Raw genomic sequence first — 18,594 nt, 5'->3', positions numbered from 1 at the left:
TGCCCGGAACCTGACCATGAACGCGATTCTCCAAGCCAGCCCCGAACTGCCCCTGAGCAAGCAACTCAAAGCCGGCTCCAGCAGCGACCACGACAGCGTCGACAACCTGGTGATGGGCGCCCGCCCGTTCGAAAGCCTGGAGCGCTATGGCTGCTTCCTGCGCCTGCAGCACAGGTTCCACGGTGCCATCGACGCGCTGTACGAACAGGCGCAACTGAACCTGCTGCTGCCGGGCCTGCGCGAACTGCCGCGCTACCAGGCAGTGTGCGCCGACCTGCGCGACCTGGGCCTGGCCGTGCCGGCCAAGCCTGAGGCGGTGCAGCCGCCGGATGCCTGGCACGCCATTGGCTGGCTGTACTGCAGCGAAGGCTCCAACCTGGGTGCGGCGTTTCTGTTCAAGCAAAGCCAGCTGATCGGCCTGAGCGAAAGCCACGGCGCCCGCCACCTGGCCGCCCACCCGGACGGCCGCGGCCTGCACTGGCGCCAGTTCGTCGCCCTGCTGGACGGGCTGGACATCACCGACGCGCAGAAAGAAGCCGCCATCCAGGGCGCGCGGGATGCGTTCGATTTTTACCGCAAGGCGCTCAAGGCGAGCTTCTGAGCCACAGGTTTTAAGGTCCCTGTAGGAGCGGCTTCAGCCACGAACACCGGCGCAGCCGGTGCCATACATCACGTCGCCTGATTCGCGGCTAAAGCCGCTACCTACAGGTTTACCTGCCCCTGCCGCCGCTCTACCATGGCCCGATGCCACCAAGCCACCGGGCCTGCCATGATCGACCGCGACCACCTGCACCAAAACGGCTATGCCCTGCTGCGCGGGGCGGTCCCGCCCGACTGGCTCGGCACCCTGCGCCACTGGTCGGCTACTTTGCCGAGGGGCTGCATGCCATGCATCAGCGCACGGCTAGCTTGCGTGGTGTGCGGATGGATACCTGTGAACGGTTCGAGCCGGTTTAGGCATTCTTGTATTGCCTGCGGCACATAGCGGGTGATTGCGCTAAGCCCTGTGGGAAGCGGCCTTGTGTCGCGATGGGCTGCGCAGCAGCCCCGGCAATATCGAATAGGGCTTAGACCTTGGGGCCGCTTCGCAGCCCATCGCGACACAAGGCCGCTTCCCACATCGACCGTATAACCTTCAGGGTTGTGTTGTACCTGTAGGAGCCGGCTTGCCGGCGATGGGGCCAGGCCTGCTAACGCAACTGCTCCAGCCGCTGCAGAATCCGCAGCACATGCCCCTGCTCGATCATCGCGCGCCAGTGCCCGTCGCAAAACCGCTCACCCCGGCAGCAGTAGGTGAGCTGGCTGCGTAACTGGGCCAAATCCGCATGGTCCAGGCGTGCCGGGTCATCGCGCACCACATGCCCGGCCTCGATGCTGTAGCCCAGGTCCTGCCAGCAGTCACGCGCAAGCACGGCAAAGAAGTCCGTCACCACCGGCACATACACCGGCCACGGGTTATCGCCATGCACTTCGCTTGTGCGGATCGCCCCCCCGCCCGGGTACAGCAACGGCAGGTAAGCGAGCAATTCGTCGATTTCTGCCGGCCCCGGCCATGCCTGTGCTGCCACTTCAGGCTTGGCGAAAAGCCCCTTCACCCGCTTTAGAAAACCCATCGCTTGACCGCCCCTGACCGCTGAAAACCCAGGCCGGTGTTATGCCCGAGTCCGCCCGCCAATACCACCCTCGCCCACGGATTGATCGCATATGTGCATCAATTGATGAGAAAACAACGATTATCCCCGGCGTCACTTTGGTCGAGAATCCGTGTAACAAGCACTTACAAATTTTAAAAAACGCTGGAGATACACCATGAGTCTGCCTACCCATCCGGCGCCTGCGGGCACCTCCAAGGCCAGTCGGGTGTTCCGGGTTACTTCCGGGAACTTCCTCGAACAGTTCGACTTCTTCCTGTTCGGCTTCTATGCCACCCACATTGCCGCTGCCTTCTTCCCTGCCGCCAACGAATTCGCCTCGCTGATGATGACCTTCGCCGCCTTTGGCGCGGGCTTTTTGATGCGCCCGCTGGGCGCGGTACTGCTGGGCGCCTATATCGACGACGTCGGCCGGCGCAAGGGTTTGATCGTGACCCTGGCGATCATGGCCAGCGGCACACTGTTGATCGTGCTGGTGCCCGGCTACGCCAACATCGGCCTGTGGGCGCCGGCGCTGGTGTTGCTGGGGCGCCTGCTGCAAGGCTTCTCGGCCGGTGCCGAGCTGGGTGGTGTGTCGGTGTACCTGGCCGAAATGGCCACGCCCGGGCGCAAGGGCTTCTATGCCAGCTGGCAGTCCGCCAGCCAGCAGGTGGCCATTGTCGTCGCCGCAGCCCTGGGCTTTGGCCTGAACCAGTGGCTGAGCGCTGCCGAGATCGCCGACTGGGGCTGGCGCGTGCCGTTCGCCCTGGGCTGCCTGATCATCCCGATGATCTTCATGCTGCGCCGCAACCTGCAGGAAACCGAAGAGTTCAGCGCACGCAAGCACCGCCCGAACATGAAAGAAGTGCTCGGCACACTGTTCGCCAACGCAGGCGTAGTGCTGCTGGGCATGTTGATGGTGGCCATGACCACGACGGCGTTCTACATGATCACAGTGTACGCGCCGACCTTCGGCAAGACCGTGCTGCAACTGAGCACCAGCGATGCGCTGATCGTCACCCTGCTGGTGGGCGTGTCGAACTTCGCCTGGCTGCCGATCGGCGGCATCCTCAGCGACCGCTACGGGCGCAAGCCGCTGCTGGTGGCGATGTCGGCGCTGACCGTGCTGACGGCCTACCCGGCGCTGTCGTTCCTGGCCCAGGCGCCGAGCTTCGGGCACATGCTCGAGGTGCTGCTGTGGTTCTCGTTCCTGTATGGCCTGTACAACGGTGCGATGATTCCGGCGCTGACCGAAATCATGCCGGTGCAGGTGCGGGTGGCGGGCTTCTCCCTGGCCTACAGCCTGGCCACCGCGGTGTTCGGCGGCTTCACCCCGGCGATTTCCACCTGGCTGATTCACGAGACCGGCGATAAAGCGGCCCCGGCGTATTGGCTGATGTTCGCCGCGCTGTGCGCGTTCTGCGCGACCTTTGTGCTGTATCGCCGGTTGGCCACCAAGGCCCCTGTCACCGCGTGAAGCGCTATCGCACAGATGCCACACGCCCCCTGTGGGAGCGGCCTTGTGTCGCGATGGGCTGCGCAGCAGCCCCGGCAATTTTGCATGATGCCGAAACCCTGGGGCCGCTACGCGCCCCATCGCGACACAAGGCCGCTCCCACAGGGGTGTGGCGCGCCTGAGAGACCAGTTCGCTGCGCGATCGCCAGAAGAACAGCCACACCCCGCCCTCTTCAAAGGACATGCCCATGCAGCACACCTTCAAACCCCTGCTCACCCTCGCCCTGGCCGCCTGCTGCAGCCTGGCCCAGGCCGCCGAGCTGACCGTGATGACCTCCGGCGGCTTCACCGCCGCCTACCAGCGCCTGGGCCCGCAGTACGCGGCGCGCAGCGGCGATACCCTGACCAGCGTGCTCGGCCCGTCCATGGGCAAGGCGCCGCAGGCCATCCCCAACCGCCTGGCCCGGGGCGAACACGCCGACGTGGTGATCATGGTCGGCTATGCCCTGGACGAGTTGATCAAACAGGGCAAGGTCGACCCGGCCTCGCGGGTAGAGCTGGCCGACTCGCGCATCGGCCTGGTGGTGAAACAGGGCCAGCCCAAGCCCGCCATCGGCACCGCCGCCGAGCTGAAGCAGACCCTGCTGGCGGCAAAATCGGTGGCCTACTCCGACAGCGCCAGCGGCGTGTATGTGCAGAACGAGCTGTTCAGCAAGCTGGGCATCCAGCCGCAACTGGCGGCCAAGAGCACCATGGTCGAGCGCGTGCCGGTGGCCGGTGAAGTGGCCCGGGGGCAGTACCAGGTTGGCCTGCAGCAGGTCGCCGAATTGCTGCCGGTGCCGGGGGTGAGCTACGTGGGCAAGCTCCCGGAAGAACTGCAATCGGTCACCCGCTTCGCCGCAGGTATCCCCACCGGCGCCGCGCACCCCGCCGAGGCGAAGCAACTGCTCGACTACCTCGCTTCCCCCGCCGTACAGGACAGCGTGCGCGCCACCGGGCTGGACTCAGTTCCGCGCTAAGGTGCCGGGCAATGCCCGAATCAACCGTTCCATCTCCAGCGCCGCCGGTGTCAGCGTACGCCCGCGGCGCTTGAGCAACCCCATCTGCCGACGCACTTCGGGCTCCACCAACGGCACCTGGGTCAACACCAGGTGCGCCGGCCCCGGCATGGCGATCGACGGCACCGCCGCCACCCCCAACCCCGCCTCCACCAGGCCCAGCACCGTGGTCACATGGCGCGCCTCGCACACGCTCTCGCGGCCCACCGCTACGCCGGCCAGCGCCCGGTCCAGCACCAGCCGGTTACCCGACGAGCGCCCCAGGGTGATGAAGTCGTGCTCGTACACCTGCGCCCAGGTCACCTGGGCCTGCCCGGCCAGCGGGTGGTCCTTGCGACACGCCATCACGTAGCGCTCCTCCAGCAGCGGGCTGAATTCGATTTCCGGCGCCAGGTTGCCGGTAAAACTCAGGCCGAAGTCCGCCTCGCCTGAGGCGACTGCAGCGCTGACCTCGTTGGCCGAGGCATCGAACAGGTGGATCTTGATGCGCGGGTACTGGCCGTGGAAGCTGCGGATGGCATCGGGCATGAAGTAATAGGCGGCCGAGGGTACGCAGGCGATGGTCAGGCTGCCGGTGCGCAGCGCGCCGCCGTCACCGACGCTGAGCAGGGCCAGGTCGAGGTCGTCGAGCAGGCGCTCCACCTGCGGCAGGAAGGCGCGCCCGACGTTGGTCAGCGAAACCTTGCGGGTGGTGCGTTCGAGCAGTTTCACGCCCAGCGCCGACTCGAGCTTTTCGATGCGCCGGCTCAAGGCTGACTGAGTAATGCGGATGGCGTCGGCGGCGCGGCGGAAGCTGCCTTGCTCGACCACGGCGCGAAAGGCCTGCAGGTCGTTGAGGTCGAAGTTGATGCTCACCGCAATGGCCCCCAAGGGTTTGATCGAAAATGTGCATCAATGGTATTTCGATCGGGGCGGTGAGGCCAGCTGGGCGGAATGTTAGCTTGCAGATTCATCAAGCCTCACTCTTTCAGTTTAGGGCCCAAGCCCTTGATCTTCTGGTCGAACGCTCCTGGGTTTCGCCAACCCTGCAACCGCTGACCACGGGCTAAAGCGTCCCGGATGGTTTCGTAACACAGCCCTCGAACAGCCCCACCCTGCATTTCGATGAAGCGTTCGATGACGTGAATGCATAAGTGCATCAACAAAACTTGCACAAATGCATTTCAATGCATATGATGCCTGGGCGCTGATATCCAAATTTTGCATAAACGCAAATTTCAGTGCTTTTTTAGCTTTCAAAGGAGACTTACAGATGGCACAAAATGGATTTGTTCCTGGAGGCACAGCCTTTCTCGAACCCCTGATTATTACTCCGGATCGTCAACAGACCTACGGCCCTGGCGGCGGCGGTGGCTACATCAACAGCAGCGGCGGCTGGGGACTACAGGAAGGGCCGCGCCGTGGCGAAGGCACAGGTAGCACGCGTCACGAGATCGGTGGCCCGAATGTCATGGCTGAGTTCATGAATGAGCAAATCTGGAACCAGAAGGCGATCGACGCGACTTACACTGCCCGCTTCAAGACACTCACCGCTGACACCGAACGTGAGTTGGAACAGAAGAAAGTAGCCACCAAGGCCGGCCAGGACCTGGCCCCAGCACAAGCGGCGGCGGCCGAACAAAAGGCTGCCGTAGAGCTGATCGCGGCGAAGAAGGCCCTTTATATTTCCGTCGTGCCGCAGATGTTCGGAATGCACGGTCAGAGCCCGTACTTCCTCATGGAGGTACTGCCGCCGAAGATGATGCATGAGTTCCTCAATTCCGGGAAAGCCACCCCTGACGGCCTGGTGAAGCTGTGGGCTCTCTACGACGATGTTTACAAGGCCGCCCTGGAGGCCAAGTCGCTGTCGCTGGCCGTCAGCGTTATTGCCGGGAAACTTGCCGGGTTGGCACGACAGCGTGATCAGCTTGACGCACAGGCAGTGCCGACAGTAGAGAAACAGGACCAGCGCCTGGATCTGATCACCCAGGAACGGGATATCCATTTCCAGCAGTTGCCAGAATTTCTGCAGACCGAGATCGTGAAGAGCGCGAGCGTGGTGACAAACCTGTCGACCGCCCAGGCGCTGAATCACTACAAATTGCTCATGGAGCAATTAGCGGCGGCTAACCTGGCTGGCGTCGGCCCGATTGTGGCACCGCCACCCTACAGTCGCGGTGGCATCACTTTTACCTTCCCAGCGAACAACCCAAAGATCAATGCCCCCTTGAGCAAGCCCGAGTTGGAAGCGCTCAAGGAACTGGTCTTCCTACAGAACAACACCACGCTAGGCCGCAAATGGGTGAGCTACCACGATGCGCTACTCAAGCAGGAGTCGGCGCGTCAGTTGAATGAAACCGCGGCGGCTTTCGGCGACTTGGCCTATCGTGCGGCGGATGCCGACCAGATCAAGGATGGGATCAAGTTCACTGCCGATTTCTTCAAGGAGGTGACGGCCAAATACGGCGAAAAGGCCTCTGCCCTGGCCAAGGAACTTGCCGACAAGGCACAAGGTAAACGTATCCGCAATGCTCAGCAGGCACTCAAGGCGTTCGACCAATACAAGGCCATTCTCGACAAGAAGTTCAGCGTCAAGGATCGTCAGGCTATCAGCAATGCCCTCGCAGCCCTGGATCAGCAACGCATGTCCAAGGATCTGGCACGTTTCAGTAAAGCCTTCGGCTCGGTGGGGAACGTGATGGACGCCGTGGAACTGCTGACGGAGGCCAGAAAAGCCAATGAGACAGGGAACTGGTCGCCCTTCTTCGTCAAAGCCGAGACTATTCTGGCTGGCAAAGCAGCAACTGCAGCAGTGGCAGCAGTCTTTACCATAATGACGGGGACCACCCTTGGGCTGCTGGGCTTCGCCTTACTAATGGCAGCGGTCAGCGCACTGGTTACCGATGAGCTGATGACCAACATTAACAATTTCATTCTGGAGCTGTAAGCCAGGCGTGCGGATCAGCCTTTGCGCACCAATCTGAACAGCAAGTAAGCCATACCAAGCGGGATGGCAAGCAAAATACAGAGGACGGAAAACAAGGCGCGCAGACTGGGGCTGTTCACATCCTCGACAAAGTACCCGCGCGTCCAGAATGTTGGGCCGGTCACACGGTAGGCACTTGCCTGCACGAAGTACCTGGCACAGGGGTAGAGCAAGGTGCTGAGCACCATGAACGCCACCAGCCAGTGTGATTCGTAAAATGCGTCACCGCTGTAAGCCCAGGCAATGCTCACCGTAATCAGGTAGACGCAGCCGATAAGCAGGTGGTGGATGTAGTACTTTCGATCCATCGGGTTCCCATTGATACAAGGGGCGCCGGTTCCTATCGGGATCGGCGCTTTTTTCTTGTGCAGGGAATGGCCACTGCCAAGTCAGACTGGCATTAAAACCTAGAGAACGCCTCTGACAAAGCAGAAATGATATGTATTTCCGTGGTTGCTTCCTGGCCATTGTCGAAATGTGGATGCCAAGGTATCGCCGGTGCGGCACAAAGCCTCTCCAGGAACCGCGCTTGCTTCTGAAGCAGAAGCAAGGCAGATGCTCCCTCAGGCTTACTTGATGAACCGCACCTGGCTGTTGATCTTCTCGATCACCGCACCTTTGCGTTCATTGAAGCGGGCCTTGTTCTGCTCGAACAGGTTGTTGCCCTTGGTGTCGATCGAGATGATCAACGGCCCGAACTCGCGCACGCGGTTCACCCAGAGAGTCTCGGGCATGCCCAGGTCCTGCCATTCGGCGCGCTCGATCTCCTCCACCTGGGTGGCCGCCAGTACCGCGCAGCCACCGGGGAACACCGCGTGCACGGCCTTGTTCTCAAGGCAGCCGGTGGTGGTTTCCGGGCCCATGCCGCCCTTGCCGACGATCAGCTTGACGCCGGTCTGCTCGATGAACTGCTTTTCGAACTTTTCCATGCGCATGCTGGTGGTGGGGCCGATGGAGACCATCTCGAAACTGCCGTCGTCCTTCTTCTTGACGATGGGGCCGGCGTGGAAGATCGCGCCGCCGCGCAGGTCTACCGGCAGTTCGCGGCCGAGCTCGATCAGGCGGCGGTGGGCCACGTCGCGGCAGGTCACCAGCTGGCCGGTGAGGTAGACCACATCGCCCACGTTCAGGCCGGCCAGGTCTTCGTCGCTGATGGGGGTGTTGATGATTTTTTTCACAGGGCTGCTCACAGTGCTGTTCACAAGATCACACCTTCATGGGAAAGGATGTCGTAGGTCAGGTCGGCATTGATGCGGATCTTGCCGCGCCGGTGCGCCCAGCAGCCGGTGGACACGGCCACGCCGATGGTCGAGGGGTGGCGTGCCGAAGACTCGATGTTCACCCCCATCACGCTGCTGTTGCCGGTCAGGCCCTGGGGGCCGATGCCGATTTCGTTCAGGCCCTCCTCCAGCAGCTTTTCCATCATGGCCGCGCTTTGGTTGGGGTGGCTGGAGTCCACCTCGCGCAAGATGGCCTTTTTCGACAGGCGCGCTGCGGTTTCCACCGAGGTCGACACCCCCACCCCCACCAACAGCGGCGGGCAGGCGTTGACCCCACGCGAGGTGATCACGTCGAAGACGAACTCGGTCACCCCTTCGTAGCCTTGCCCCGGCATCAGCACCTTGGCCGAACCCGGCAAGGTACAGCCGCCACCGGCCATGTACACATCGACGATGGCGTAGTCGGCGTCGGGAATGATTTCCCAGTCCAGCCACGGGATCTTCGAGCCGGTGTTGGTGCCGGTGTTCTTCTCGATGAAGGTCTCCACCGCGTTGTGGCGCAGCGGCCCGTGCACGGTGGCCTCCTTGGTGGCGTTCTCGAGGATGCCCTCCATCTCGCCCAGCAGCGGGAAGCGCGCACCGGCACTGATGAAGTACTGGATCACCCCGGTGTCCTGGCAGCTGGGGCGGTTGAGCTTGTCGGCGTACTCCTGGTTGTCGGCCATCGAGTCGTACACGGCGATGGCCAGCGGGTTGGTTTCGGCGGCGCGCAGCTTGGCGGTCTTGACCTTCACATCCCTGGGCAGGCGCTTGCCGATGTAGGCGGTGAACTTGGCCAGCACGTCGGTGAGGTTGTCTACGGCGGCGTTTTTGTCGAGTGTGGTATCCACTTTGTTATCTCCTCTTTGCATCACAAGGCGCTGGTCAGGCGTTACGGGTAAGGGCTGGCGCGGTGGCCTGCGGTTCGGTCTGTGGTTCGGGTTGGCCGTCGAGTACCTGGTGCAGGCGCTGCTGGTCGAGGGCACCGACCCAGCGGGCGATGGCCACGGTGCCGACGGCGTTGCCGATGGTGTTGGTGATGGCGCGCGCCTCGGACATGAAGCGGTCCACCCCCAGCAGCAGGACCATGCCGGCCACCGGGATCTTGTCCATGGTCGCCAGGGTGGCAGCCAGGGTGATGAAGCCGGAGCCGGTAACCCCCGCCGACCCCTTTGAGGTGAGCAGCAGCACGCCGAGCACGATCAGCTGGTCCATCAGGCTCAGCGGGGTGTTGGTGGCCTGGGCGATGAAGATCGCGGCCATGGTGTAGTAGATGCACTGGCCATCGGGGTTGAAGGTCAGCCCCGAGGGGATCACCAGGCCGACCACGGGTTTGGATACCCCGACCCGCTCCAGCTTGGTCATCAGCTGCGGTACCACCGACTCCGACGAGCTGGTGCCGAGCACGGTGAACAGCTCCTCCTTCAGGTACTTGAGGAACTTCCACAGGCTGAAGCCCGACAAGCGCGCGATGAAGCCCAGCACGATGACCACGAACATGAAGCAGGTCAGGTACATGGTGGCGACCAGCTTGCCCAGCGAGACGATCGAGCCCAGGCCGTACTTGCCGACGGTGAAGGCCATCGCCCCGCAGGCGGCCAGCGGCGCCAGGCGCATGACCATGCCGACGATGTGGAACATGCCGTGGGAGAAGCTTTCGAGCACGTCCACCACCGGCTTGCCGCGCGGACCGAGGTGCGCCAGGGCGATGCCGAACAGGGTCGAGAACAGCAGGATCTGCAGGATGTTGTTCTTGGCCAGGGCGTCGGTGACGCTGGCCGGGATCACCTGCAGCAGGAAGTCGGTGAAGCCACCGGTGCCTTGCGCCGCGGCTGCGGTATAGGTCTCGATGCTCTTGATGTCGAGGGTGGCGGCATCGACATTCATGCCCTGCCCCGGCTGCACCAGGTTGACCACCAGCAGCCCAAGCACCAGGGCGAAGGTGGACAACACTTCAAAATAAATCAGCGCTCGCGACCCGACACGGCCGAGCTCTTTCATGTTTTCCATCTTGGCGATGCCCAGCACAACGGTGGCGAAGATCACCGGGGCGAAGACCATCTTGATCAGCTTGATGAAGGCATCGCCCAGGGGCTTGAGGTCGACGCCGATGTGGGGCCAGAACAGCCCGAGCAGGATGCCCAGGGTCACCCCGATGAGCACTTGTACGTAGAGTTTTCCAAGGTAGCGCTTGGCCATTGCCGTCTCCGAATTATTGTTGTGGGTCGGATTGAGTGGCGGTGTGGGCTTGCCAGGCAGGCAGCTGAATAGCCCAGTTTTTTTGTGGTTAATCAGGCAAGTGAACGTTAATGGTTTTTCTGGATTGCTGTAATACAATCGAATTCACATCATTGTTTCCCTGGAGTTACCAATGAACCCTGTGTCGGAACTGGCCTTCTTCACCCAGCTGGTGCGCGTGGGCAGCCTTGCCGCCACGGCCCGGGAGCTGAACCTCACCCCGCCTGCGGTTTCCAAGCGCCTGGCCCAGCTGGAGCAGCGCCTGGGCGTGCGCCTGCTCAACCGCACCACCCGCAGCATCAGCCTGACCGCCGAGGGCGAGACCTACCTGGTCAATGCCCGGCGCATTCTTGAAGAAATCGAAGAGATGGAGCGCCAGGTGTCCAGCAGCCGGGCCGAGCCCAAGGGCTTGCTGCGGGTCAATGCACCGCTGGGCTTTGGCCGCACCCACGTGGCCCCGGCCATTGCCTCATTCGCCCGGCGTTACCCGGAGGTGGAGGTGCAACTGCACCTGAGCGACCGGCCGATCAACCTGCCGGACGACGCCATCGATGTGGCCATCCGCTTTGGCGAGCTGCCTGACTCGCGGCTGATTGCCCGGCGCATCGCCGCCAACCGCCGGCGGCTGTGCGCCACCCCGGCCTACCTTGCCGCGTTCGGCACGCCCCAGGCACCGAAGGACCTGGCGCAGCACGACTGCATCGTGCTGCGCCAGAACGATGCCGCGTTCGGGCTGTGGCGGTTCAGCCGCGGCAAGCAGAGCGAGACGGTGAAGGTGGCCGGGCGGCTGAGCACCAACGATGGCGAGGTGGCGTTGAACTGGGCGCTGGACGACCAGGGCATCCTGATGCGCGCCGAGTGGAACCTGCACCAGCACCTGGAGAGCGGGCGGCTGGTGGAGGTGCTGGCGGACTGGGAGACGCCGCCTGCGGATATCTATGCGGTGTATCTGGAGCGCTTGAACCTGTCGGCGAAGGTGGCGTTTTTCGTCGAGCATCTGCGCGGGTTTTTCCGCCAGGGGGTCTGAACCAGGCCCAGTAGGAGATCACCCCGCCCGTAGGGCTGCGCTGTCGCACAGGAAACTAATCTCTGCAGATGCACCGCGGCCCTGTAGGAAGCGGCCTCGTGTCGCGATGGGCTGAGCAGCAGCCCCCGGAACTGAGCATCATGCAAAATTGCCGGGGCTGCTGCGCAGCCCATCGCGACACGAGGCCGCTTCCCACAGGAGTCACGCCCGCTTCAAGATCATCAGCAAGACAGTTGTTCCCACAGGGGCCTTGGCGCTTCGGCATCAGCGGCATGCCGCCGTTCATGCGCGCTTTTGGGCCACCGGCAAGCCAAGCCCGTGCAAGGCAGTGCGCAACTGCGTGGGGTCAGTGAAACGAATGGCCTGCATGCCCTGCTCCACCGCCACATCAACGTTCTTCTGCACGTCATCAATAAACAGCGTGCTTGGCGCACTGAGCCCGTAGCGGTTCAGCAGCAACTGGAAAATTTCCGGTTCAGGCTTCATCAAGCCCTCCTGGCCGGAGACCAGAATGCCTTCGAACTGCTTCAGGAACGCGAAGCGCGCCTCGGCGTAGTGGAAGGTCTCCGCCGACCAGTTGGTCAGGGCGATCAACCTGACACCTGCGCCATGCAACTCGTCCAGCACCTGCACGGTGCCTTCGAGCGCGCCGGCGAGCATTTCGTCCCAGCGCTCGCGGTAGGCGCGGATGTGGGGCTCGTGGTCCGGGTGGGCAGCGATGGCTTGGGCAATAGCTTGTGACCATGGCCGGCCGCGGTCCTGACGCTCGTTCCAGGCCGCATTGCAGACGTTTGCCAGGAACGCCTCCATGGCGGCTTCATCGCCGGCGAAGAGCTTGCGGTACAGGTGGCGCGGGTTCCAGTCGACCAGCACACCGCCCAGGTCGAAGACCACCGTATCGATCGTGTTTTGCATGGGGCAGCTCCTTTGCTGGGGAATTTGGCCAGGCGGTGGAGCTTACCTTAAGAATGGGGCAGGTACGCGCCCGCGGGCCCCATAACACCAACCTCTCCATCACCCGCCCGATGGTCTGGCCAGGCACCGCGTTGCCTGCTTCGCGGCTAAAGCCGCTCCTACACACCCACCCCCGCCAACAGCACCTCCCCTTACTGCACGCAGACCTAGCGCAACTGCCGGGCGTGGGCGAACGCCTGCGCCAGTTCGGCCACCGGGAAGGCAACGTCAACCGAAGCCCAAGCACATGCAAGCGCCAAAACGCCTATGACCTGGCTAGACCTGATGAGCGTTTGCATCTCACCCAGCGCTTGTAGAAAATTCGCTCTTTTGGCACGTATGGATACGCGCATGAAGTTCGAGAAGACCACGCAGTACAAGACCGACGACGGGATCGTCTTCAACCTCTCGCAAATCACGCTCATGGACAGCGACCGAGGCCGCCTGCGCGAGCTGCATTTCGGCGAAGCAAAACACGCGCATTATCAGGTCAACAGCATGGTCGTCGACATCATCAAGATCTGAGGAGCGGCAGATGCCCCACATCATGCAAAGCGTCATCCTTCTGGCAGTGGGTACGGCACTCGTTCAGTTCCTCAAACCCTGCCCACTGCGCACCTGGCTGGGCGTAACGCTGCTAGCTGGGGGGCTGGTCGGTATTTTTACAGCCGGCCAGCAGCAGGTGCTGGGTTTTGACCTGGAGTTGCTTGCATTGCTGGCAGTGCCCCTGGGGATGGTGCTGCTGGCGACACGGCGGCGGTTTTCGGCGATGAATTGAACGCCAGCCGCAGGGGCTGCGCTGTCGTACAGAGGACAGCTGCGCACATACCGTCTGGTGCGGCCTGTAACGGCCCTATCGCCGGCAAGCCGGCTACATTGATCACCAGCCTTCAAACCTGCGCTGTACCTGTAGGAGCCGGCTTGCCGGCGATGAGGCCAGTACGAGCAGCACAAGACAGTGGCTCCCGCCAGAGCCGGGCGATCTTTGGCAATGTTGATGCTGGGTGAGCCGAGGAGGATGCCGCTGGCTGATGGTAGGGCAGGCACGCGCCCATGGGACTCGTATCACCAACCTTCCCATCACCCGCCCGATGGTCTAGGATGCCAGCCGCCGGTTTCCACCTCGGAATTAATAGGGAATCCGTCGCTCGCCTGCATGCGAGCCAAACGGAACTGCCCCCGCAACTGTAGGTGCCGAGCCTGCTCCTGATACGCCACTGGACAAAGTCCGGGAAGGTTGGAGCAAGGCCATGACGCATCAGTCAGGAGACCTGCCGGCAAACATTCACCAACCGGCGGGGTGTCCGGGATGGCCATCCTTCACCCTGCCCAGGGTGCTGCCCCGTGCCTGCACGGGGCAAGGTGATGCCTGTCCGTACGCATCTTGCGCGTAACGTTCGACAGGAGATCGCCCCCATGCTGCACCGCGCCTTTACCCTGCTTGGGGTATCGACCCTGCCTGGGCTCACTGCGCATCACCTGCGGGCATTTGCCCATCGCGCCACACCGCAAGCTGACGCTCAGCAAACTTGTGCAACGCGCTTTAGCAAGGGCATTGCGCCGGTCATGAACATGACTAACGCGTTTGTGAAAGTAATTCAGTTCCACTCGAAGCGCCCCCTCCCTACACTGCGCCTCAATTATTGAGCTTATGAAACTCGAGTGGAGCACCCGGCCATGACGATTAATAATTTTGAATTCTCGATCAAGAGCATTCGTTTCGACGAGCATTATCAGCCGTCGGAAAATACCCGCATCACCACCAACTTTGCCAACTTGGCACGGGGTGCCAGCCGCCAGGAAAACCTGCGCAATACGTTGCGCATGATCGATAACCGCTTCAACACACTGGCGCATTGGGATAACCCCACGGCGGACCGTTATACCGTCGAACTCGACATTATTTCTGCCGAACTGAATATCGATGGCAAACAGGGCGATAACGCCCTGCCCTTGATCGAAATCCTCAAGACCACCATCCTTGACCGAACGACCGGCAAGCGCGTTGCCGGCATGGTCGGCAATAATTTTTCGTCCTACGTGCGCGATTACGACTTCAGCGTTCTGCTACTTGGGCACAACAAGAACCGGCCGGCGTTCAGCACGCCAGAACAGTTTGGCGAACTGCACGGAAAACTGTTCAAACGCTTCTTGAGCTCCAGCGCCTACCGCGAGCATTTCGACAAGCCGCCGGTCATCTGCCTGAGCGTTTCGAGCAGCAGAACCTACCATCGCAGCGAGAACCTGCACCCGGTGCTGGGCGTTGAGTACCTGCAAGATGCCTATTCGCTGACCGATGAATACTTCGAAAAAATGGGCCTGAAAGTGCGTTACTTCATGCCGCCGAACAGTGTCGCGCCGCTGGCATTTTATTTCGCTGGCGACCTGCTGGGTGATTACACCGACCTGGAACTGATCAGCACCATCAGCACCATGGACACGTTCCAGAAGATCTACCGTCCGGAAATCTACAATGCCAACTCTGCTGCCGGGAAGTCTTACCAGCCCAGCCTGCAGCATCAAGACTATTCATTGACCCGCATTGTCTACGACCGCGAGGAGCGCAGCCGGCTGGCCATCGAGCAGGGCAAGTTTGCCGAAGATCACTTCATCAAGCCTTACCACTCGATACTCGAGCAATGGTCCGCCCAATACGCTGCCTGAAACTTCCAGAATACTAAGGTCACCCCATGAAAAAACTGCTCCCCACTTCCACTGCCGGCAGCTTGCCGAAACCGTCCTGGCTGGCACAACCCGAAACACTCTGGTCGCCCTGGAAGTTGCAAGACGAAGGTTTGCTCGAGGGCAAACAAGATGCCCTGCGCCTGTCGCTACAAGAACAGCAGCACGCCGGCATTGATATCGTCAGTGATGGCGAGCAAACCCGCCAACACTTCGTCACCACCTTTGTCGAACACTTGAGCGGGGTTGATTTCGAGAAGCGCGAAACCGTCAGAATTCGTGATCGCTACGACGCCAGCGTACCGACCGTGGTGGGGGCCGTCGCCCGGCCGAAACCGGTGTTCGTCGAGGATGCCAAATTCCTGCGTGGGCAAACCGACCAGCCGATCAAGTGGGCCCTGCCAGGCCCGATGACCATGATCGATACCCTCTACGACAGCCACTACAAAAGCCGCGAAAAACTGGCCTGGGAATTCGCCAAGATTCTCAACCAGGAGGCCAGGGAGCTGGAGGCTGCCGGCGTCGATATCATCCAGTTCGACGAACCGGCCTTCAACGTGTTCTTCGACGAGGTGAACGAGTGGGGTGTCGCCACCCTGGAAAGGGCCATCGAAGGCCTCAAGTGCGAGACCGCCGTGCATATCTGCTACGGCTACGGCATCAAGGCCAACACCGACTGGAAAAAGACCCTGGGCTCGGAGTGGCGCCAGTACGAAGAGGCCTTCCCCAAGCTGCAGCAATCCAGCATCGATATCGTCTCGCTGGAATGCCACAACTCCCATGTGCCCATGGAGCTGATCGAACTCATCCGCGGCAAGAAGGTGATGGTCGGTGCGATCGACGTGGCCAACCATGCCATCGAAACCCCCGAGGAAGTCGCCAACACCCTGCGCAAGGCCCTGCAGTTCGTGGATGCCGACAAGCTCTACCCGTGCACCAACTGCGGCATGGCTCCGCTGCCGCGCCAGGTGGCCAGAGGCAAGCTGCAAGCCTTGAGCGCCGGTGCAGAAATCGTGCGCCGCGAAATCCTGGCCCGTTGAAGACACGCCACCATCAGGACTGACCATGTCACGTTCCAGCCTGGCCATAGAGCCGTCGCATTTTCGCGAAGCCCTCGGGCACTACGCATCCGGTATCACGGTGATCACCTCGCTGATCGATGGGCAGCCGCTTGGCTTTACCTGCCAGTCGTTCTACAGCGTGTCGATGAGCCCACCGCTGGTCTCGTTCAGCGTGATGTCCAGCTCGGCCAGCTACCCGGCGATCCGCAAGGCGGGCCGCTTCGCGGTGAACATCCTGTCCGGCGAACAGGTTGGGGTTTCCAACCAGTTCGCCCGCAGGGGCTCGGACAAGTGGCAGGGCGTGCAGTGGCGGGCCTCGCCGCTGGGCAACCCGCTGATTGCCGGCAGCCTGCACTGGCTGGACTGCGAGATCCACGCCGAACACGCCGCCGGTGACCACCTGATCGTTATCGGCGAGGTGAAGGCGCTGAACGTTGAGGAAACGACGGCGAGCCAACCCTTGCTGTACTTCAAAGGACAATACTGCAACCTCGCCGCCCATGACGCGGTGTGAGGGCCAGCCTGCCACCCATGATTGACTTGAGACACCTGCGCACGCTGCATGCCCTGCGCGAAACAGACAGCTTGCCGGATGCGGCCGAGCGCCTGCACCTGACGCAGTCGGCGTTGTCGCACCAGTTTCGCGAGCTGGAAAACCGCATCGGCATGCCGGTGTTCGTGCGTAAATCCAAACCGGTGCGCTTCACCACTGCGGGCCTGAAGCTGCTGCAACTGGCCGACCAGGTGCTGCCGCAGATCCGCAGCACCGAGCGCAATCTCAGCCGGCTGGTAAGCGGTGCGGCCGATCGCCTGCACATCGCCATCGAGTGCCACAGCTGTTACCAGTGGCTGATGCCCTCGCTGGATGAATTTCGCAGCGCCTGGCCGGAGGTGGAGCTGGACCTTGCATCCGGTGTGTCGTTCGCCCCGCTGCCGGCCCTGGAGCGCGGCGACCTCGACCTGGTGGTGACCTCCGACCCGGTGGAGTTGCCAGGGATCACCTACGTGCCGCTGTTCGGCTACGAGGCCATGCTGGCCATCGACAAGCATCACCCCCTGCGCGACAAAGCCTGCCTGACACCTGTCGACCTCGCCGGGCAGACCTTGATCACCTACCCCATCGAGCGCAACAGGCTGGATATTTTCACCCGCTTTCTCGACCCGGCCGACATCGAACCGGCCCAGGTACGCACCGCCGAAATGACCATCATGATGATGCAACTGGTGGCCAGCGGCCGTGGCGTGTGCTGCCTGCCGAACTGGGCGGTGCACGAGTACAGCTCGCGCGGTTATGTGCTTGCCAGGCGCCTGGGTGAAACCGGCTTGCAGGCCACGCTGTACGCGGCGGTGCGCAGCGACATGCTCGAGGTGCCCTACATGAGTGACTTTTTGCTGACCGCCAAGGATATTTCGTTCGCGACCCTGGAGGGCGTGAATGCGGTGTCGCAGGGGGCTGGCTGAGATTGAGTCAGCGCTGTACCTGTAGGAGCAACTGTCTTGCTGAAGACCTTGCAGCGGGCGTGATCCCTGTGGGAAGCGGCCTTGTGTCGCGATGGGCTGCGAAGCAGCCCCGGCAATTTTGCATGAGGCCAAGACCTTGGGGCCGCTTCGCAGCCCATCGCGACACAAGGCCGCTTCCCACAGGGATCGCGCCAGCTTTTAGAAATTGAGCAAGACAGTTGCTCCCACGCAGACCGTGTTAGATCAATGGTTTTTGGTTTGTTTCATGAGAGCGCCTTGCCGGCTCCTACAGGTGCAGCGCAGCATGCAGGCTGCGCGCCCGCCTCGCGGGTCATGGTCAAGCGCTGTCGGCCACCCCTTGCAAAAGCACCAACAACTGCGACCGGGTGTAGTGCTCTGAAGGAATGATGTGTTCCAAGTCCCCCAAGTGCTGATACTCCCCCTCGTCGAAAGCCAGATAGATATCGAACGCCGGCTGCGGCATCTGCCCGTCCATACCCAGATCGAAGATGGCCGAGAACAAGCCGTTCATGATGTCATCGCCAACCGCGTACGGCATGCCCGCCTGTACGAAACGCTCGGCAACTTCAATCGACAAGGCGTTCAACAACTCTGCCGGGCCCAGGCCCAACTGCCTGGCGCAAAGCGATAATTCGGTGAGCGCCAGCTCGCCCTGTTGCGCCTTGCCCAGCAGGGCATCGACCTCGGTGTCGGGGATCAGTTTGATCATTGGCATCCTGGCCCTGGGTGAATGGCTTGCTGGCGAACCGCCCACCTGATGTTTGGCACCCGATGGGCATGA

At 62.0% G+C, this 18,594-nt stretch carries 20 protein-coding genes and 1 riboswitch; of the genes, 12 read left to right on the top strand and 8 right to left on the bottom strand.

All coding sequences use genetic code 11. The features are described 5' to 3' along the window. The first annotated feature begins 16 nt into the window (after nucleotides 1–16). On the top strand, nucleotides 17–601 hold the full coding sequence (locus KSS94_RS10545) for a biliverdin-producing heme oxygenase (protein WP_217842915.1): 585 nt from the start codon (nucleotides 17–19) through the stop codon (nucleotides 599–601). A 589-nt stretch (nucleotides 602–1,190) separates the two neighbouring features. Here KSS94_RS10545 and KSS94_RS10540 read toward each other — a convergent pair. Continuing rightward, the gene (locus KSS94_RS10540; protein WP_217842914.1) at nucleotides 1,191–1,613 is read right to left on the bottom strand and encodes a DUF6508 domain-containing protein; all 423 of its coding nucleotides are present in this window, start codon (nucleotides 1,611–1,613) and stop codon (nucleotides 1,191–1,193) included. A 196-nt stretch (nucleotides 1,614–1,809) separates the two neighbouring features. Here KSS94_RS10540 and KSS94_RS10535 point away from each other — a divergent pair, with 196 nt between their 5' ends. Together KSS94_RS10535 and KSS94_RS10530 are read left to right on the top strand one after the other, a co-directional pair. Further along, a complete protein-coding gene (locus KSS94_RS10535) occupies nucleotides 1,810–3,108 on the top strand; it encodes an MFS transporter (protein ID WP_217842913.1) in 1,299 nt (432 codons plus the stop codon). Nucleotides 3,109–3,335: 227 nt separating this feature from the next. Continuing rightward, the gene (locus tag KSS94_RS10530; protein WP_217842912.1) at nucleotides 3,336–4,106 is read left to right on the top strand and encodes a substrate-binding domain-containing protein; all 771 of its coding nucleotides are present in this window, start codon (nucleotides 3,336–3,338) and stop codon (nucleotides 4,104–4,106) included. On the opposite strand, the gene KSS94_RS10525 is transcribed toward KSS94_RS10530, so the two are convergent. Beyond that, nucleotides 4,092–5,000: a LysR family transcriptional regulator gene (locus tag KSS94_RS10525; RefSeq protein WP_217842911.1), complete on the bottom strand. Its 909-nt coding sequence runs from the start codon at nucleotides 4,998–5,000 to the stop codon at nucleotides 4,092–4,094. The genes KSS94_RS10530 and KSS94_RS10525 overlap by 15 nt on opposite strands. A gap of 397 nt (nucleotides 5,001–5,397) precedes the next feature. Here KSS94_RS10525 and KSS94_RS10520 point away from each other — a divergent pair, with 397 nt between their 5' ends. Then, complete coding sequence (locus KSS94_RS10520) at nucleotides 5,398–7,071, top strand: colicin-like pore-forming protein (protein WP_217842910.1); 1,674 nt, start codon at nucleotides 5,398–5,400, stop codon at nucleotides 7,069–7,071. 14 nt (nucleotides 7,072–7,085) lie between these two features. On the opposite strand, the gene KSS94_RS10515 is transcribed toward KSS94_RS10520, so the two are convergent. From KSS94_RS10515 to KSS94_RS10500, 4 genes are all read right to left on the bottom strand, one after another. Beyond that, nucleotides 7,086–7,418 carry a colicin E1 family microcin immunity protein gene (locus KSS94_RS10515; protein ID WP_217842909.1) on the bottom strand — a complete coding sequence of 111 codons (333 nt, stop codon included), beginning with the start codon at nucleotides 7,416–7,418 and terminating at the stop codon, nucleotides 7,086–7,088. 261 nt (nucleotides 7,419–7,679) lie between these two features. Beyond that, nucleotides 7,680–8,288, bottom strand: coding sequence for a L(+)-tartrate dehydratase subunit beta (ttdB, locus tag KSS94_RS10510; protein ID WP_217843567.1), 609 nt, complete (start codon nucleotides 8,286–8,288; stop codon nucleotides 7,680–7,682). A gap of 20 nt (nucleotides 8,289–8,308) precedes the next feature. After that, nucleotides 8,309–9,220 carry a L(+)-tartrate dehydratase subunit alpha gene (gene ttdA, locus KSS94_RS10505; protein WP_225935864.1) on the bottom strand — a complete coding sequence of 304 codons (912 nt, stop codon included), beginning with the start codon at nucleotides 9,218–9,220 and terminating at the stop codon, nucleotides 8,309–8,311. 34 nt (nucleotides 9,221–9,254) lie between these two features. Beyond that, a complete protein-coding gene (locus KSS94_RS10500) occupies nucleotides 9,255–10,568 on the bottom strand; it encodes a dicarboxylate/amino acid:cation symporter (RefSeq protein WP_217842907.1) in 1,314 nt (437 codons plus the stop codon). A 172-nt stretch (nucleotides 10,569–10,740) separates the two neighbouring features. Between KSS94_RS10500 and KSS94_RS10495 the strand changes: the two genes are divergently transcribed. Beyond that, a complete protein-coding gene (locus tag KSS94_RS10495; RefSeq protein ID WP_217842906.1) occupies nucleotides 10,741–11,634 on the top strand; it encodes a LysR family transcriptional regulator in 894 nt (297 codons plus the stop codon). Between the two features lie 282 nt (nucleotides 11,635–11,916). Here the strand turns inward: KSS94_RS10495 and KSS94_RS10490 are convergent, their stop codons facing one another. Then, nucleotides 11,917–12,549 carry an HAD family hydrolase gene (locus tag KSS94_RS10490; protein WP_217842905.1) on the bottom strand — a complete coding sequence of 211 codons (633 nt, stop codon included), beginning with the start codon at nucleotides 12,547–12,549 and terminating at the stop codon, nucleotides 11,917–11,919. Nucleotides 12,550–12,939: 390 nt separating this feature from the next. Here KSS94_RS10490 and KSS94_RS10485 point away from each other — a divergent pair, with 390 nt between their 5' ends. The 7 genes from KSS94_RS10485 to KSS94_RS10455 all read left to right on the top strand — a co-directional run bounded on the left by KSS94_RS10485 (nucleotide 12,940) and on the right by KSS94_RS10455 (nucleotide 17,792). Next, a complete protein-coding gene (locus tag KSS94_RS10485) occupies nucleotides 12,940–13,113 on the top strand; it encodes a hypothetical protein (protein ID WP_217843682.1) in 174 nt (57 codons plus the stop codon). Between the two features lie 10 nt (nucleotides 13,114–13,123). After that, nucleotides 13,124–13,366, top strand: coding sequence for a hypothetical protein (locus KSS94_RS10480; RefSeq protein ID WP_217842904.1), 243 nt, complete (start codon nucleotides 13,124–13,126; stop codon nucleotides 13,364–13,366). 317 nt (nucleotides 13,367–13,683) lie between these two features. Beyond that, a riboswitch (cobalamin riboswitch) is annotated at nucleotides 13,684–13,881 on the top strand. 123 nt (nucleotides 13,882–14,004) lie between these two features. After that, nucleotides 14,005–14,235 carry a hypothetical protein gene (locus tag KSS94_RS10475; RefSeq protein ID WP_217842903.1) on the top strand — a complete coding sequence of 77 codons (231 nt, stop codon included), beginning with the start codon at nucleotides 14,005–14,007 and terminating at the stop codon, nucleotides 14,233–14,235. A 30-nt stretch (nucleotides 14,236–14,265) separates the two neighbouring features. Next, nucleotides 14,266–15,252 carry a DUF1852 domain-containing protein gene (locus tag KSS94_RS10470; protein WP_217842902.1) on the top strand — a complete coding sequence of 329 codons (987 nt, stop codon included), beginning with the start codon at nucleotides 14,266–14,268 and terminating at the stop codon, nucleotides 15,250–15,252. 26 nt (nucleotides 15,253–15,278) lie between these two features. After that, nucleotides 15,279–16,310 (top strand): methionine synthase, encoded by a 1,032-nt coding sequence (locus KSS94_RS10465; RefSeq protein WP_217842901.1) that lies wholly within the window; start codon nucleotides 15,279–15,281, stop codon nucleotides 16,308–16,310. A 25-nt stretch (nucleotides 16,311–16,335) separates the two neighbouring features. Further along, the gene (locus KSS94_RS10460) at nucleotides 16,336–16,845 is read left to right on the top strand and encodes a flavin reductase family protein (protein ID WP_217842900.1); all 510 of its coding nucleotides are present in this window, start codon (nucleotides 16,336–16,338) and stop codon (nucleotides 16,843–16,845) included. Nucleotides 16,846–16,862: 17 nt separating this feature from the next. Further along, entirely contained in the window at nucleotides 16,863–17,792 is a 930-nt protein-coding gene (locus tag KSS94_RS10455) for a LysR family transcriptional regulator (RefSeq protein WP_217842899.1), read from the top strand. Between the two features lie 337 nt (nucleotides 17,793–18,129). Here KSS94_RS10455 and KSS94_RS10450 read toward each other — a convergent pair whose 3' ends face one another. Continuing rightward, nucleotides 18,130–18,522 (bottom strand): hypothetical protein, encoded by a 393-nt coding sequence (locus tag KSS94_RS10450; protein WP_217842898.1) that lies wholly within the window; start codon nucleotides 18,520–18,522, stop codon nucleotides 18,130–18,132. Between the last annotated feature and the right edge of the window lie 72 nt (nucleotides 18,523–18,594).

Source organism: Pseudomonas fakonensis, from assembly GCF_019139895.1.
GTDB lineage: Bacteria > Pseudomonadota > Gammaproteobacteria > Pseudomonadales > Pseudomonadaceae > Aquipseudomonas > Aquipseudomonas fakonensis.
Note: the sequence above shows the minus strand (reverse complement) of the source record. Positions and strands in the feature narration are given on the sequence as shown.

What these genes read in the sequence shown, in the direction of transcription:
- KSS94_RS10545 (WP_217842915.1), top strand. Translation starts at nt 17, where the DNA reads ATGAACGCGATTCTCCAAGCCAGCCCCGAACTGCCCCTGAGCAAGCAA.
- KSS94_RS10540 (WP_217842914.1), bottom strand. Translation starts at nt 1,613, where the DNA reads ATGGGTTTTCTAAAGCGGGTGAAGGGGCTTTTCGCCAAGCCTGAAGTG.
- KSS94_RS10535 (WP_217842913.1), top strand. Translation starts at nt 1,810, where the DNA reads ATGAGTCTGCCTACCCATCCGGCGCCTGCGGGCACCTCCAAGGCCAGT.
- KSS94_RS10530 (WP_217842912.1), top strand. Translation starts at nt 3,336, where the DNA reads ATGCAGCACACCTTCAAACCCCTGCTCACCCTCGCCCTGGCCGCCTGC.
- KSS94_RS10520 (WP_217842910.1), top strand. Translation starts at nt 5,398, where the DNA reads ATGGCACAAAATGGATTTGTTCCTGGAGGCACAGCCTTTCTCGAACCC.
- KSS94_RS10515 (WP_217842909.1), bottom strand. Translation starts at nt 7,418, where the DNA reads ATGGATCGAAAGTACTACATCCACCACCTGCTTATCGGCTGCGTCTAC.
- KSS94_RS10500 (WP_217842907.1), bottom strand. Translation starts at nt 10,568, where the DNA reads ATGGCCAAGCGCTACCTTGGAAAACTCTACGTACAAGTGCTCATCGGG.
- KSS94_RS10495 (WP_217842906.1), top strand. Translation starts at nt 10,741, where the DNA reads ATGAACCCTGTGTCGGAACTGGCCTTCTTCACCCAGCTGGTGCGCGTG.
- KSS94_RS10490 (WP_217842905.1), bottom strand. Translation starts at nt 12,549, where the DNA reads ATGCAAAACACGATCGATACGGTGGTCTTCGACCTGGGCGGTGTGCTG.
- KSS94_RS10485 (WP_217843682.1), top strand. Translation starts at nt 12,940, where the DNA reads ATGAAGTTCGAGAAGACCACGCAGTACAAGACCGACGACGGGATCGTC.
- KSS94_RS10480 (WP_217842904.1), top strand. Translation starts at nt 13,124, where the DNA reads ATGCCCCACATCATGCAAAGCGTCATCCTTCTGGCAGTGGGTACGGCA.
- KSS94_RS10475 (WP_217842903.1), top strand. Translation starts at nt 14,005, where the DNA reads ATGCTGCACCGCGCCTTTACCCTGCTTGGGGTATCGACCCTGCCTGGG.
- KSS94_RS10470 (WP_217842902.1), top strand. Translation starts at nt 14,266, where the DNA reads ATGACGATTAATAATTTTGAATTCTCGATCAAGAGCATTCGTTTCGAC.
- KSS94_RS10465 (WP_217842901.1), top strand. Translation starts at nt 15,279, where the DNA reads ATGAAAAAACTGCTCCCCACTTCCACTGCCGGCAGCTTGCCGAAACCG.
- KSS94_RS10460 (WP_217842900.1), top strand. Translation starts at nt 16,336, where the DNA reads ATGTCACGTTCCAGCCTGGCCATAGAGCCGTCGCATTTTCGCGAAGCC.
- KSS94_RS10455 (WP_217842899.1), top strand. Translation starts at nt 16,863, where the DNA reads ATGATTGACTTGAGACACCTGCGCACGCTGCATGCCCTGCGCGAAACA.
- KSS94_RS10450 (WP_217842898.1), bottom strand. Translation starts at nt 18,522, where the DNA reads ATGATCAAACTGATCCCCGACACCGAGGTCGATGCCCTGCTGGGCAAG.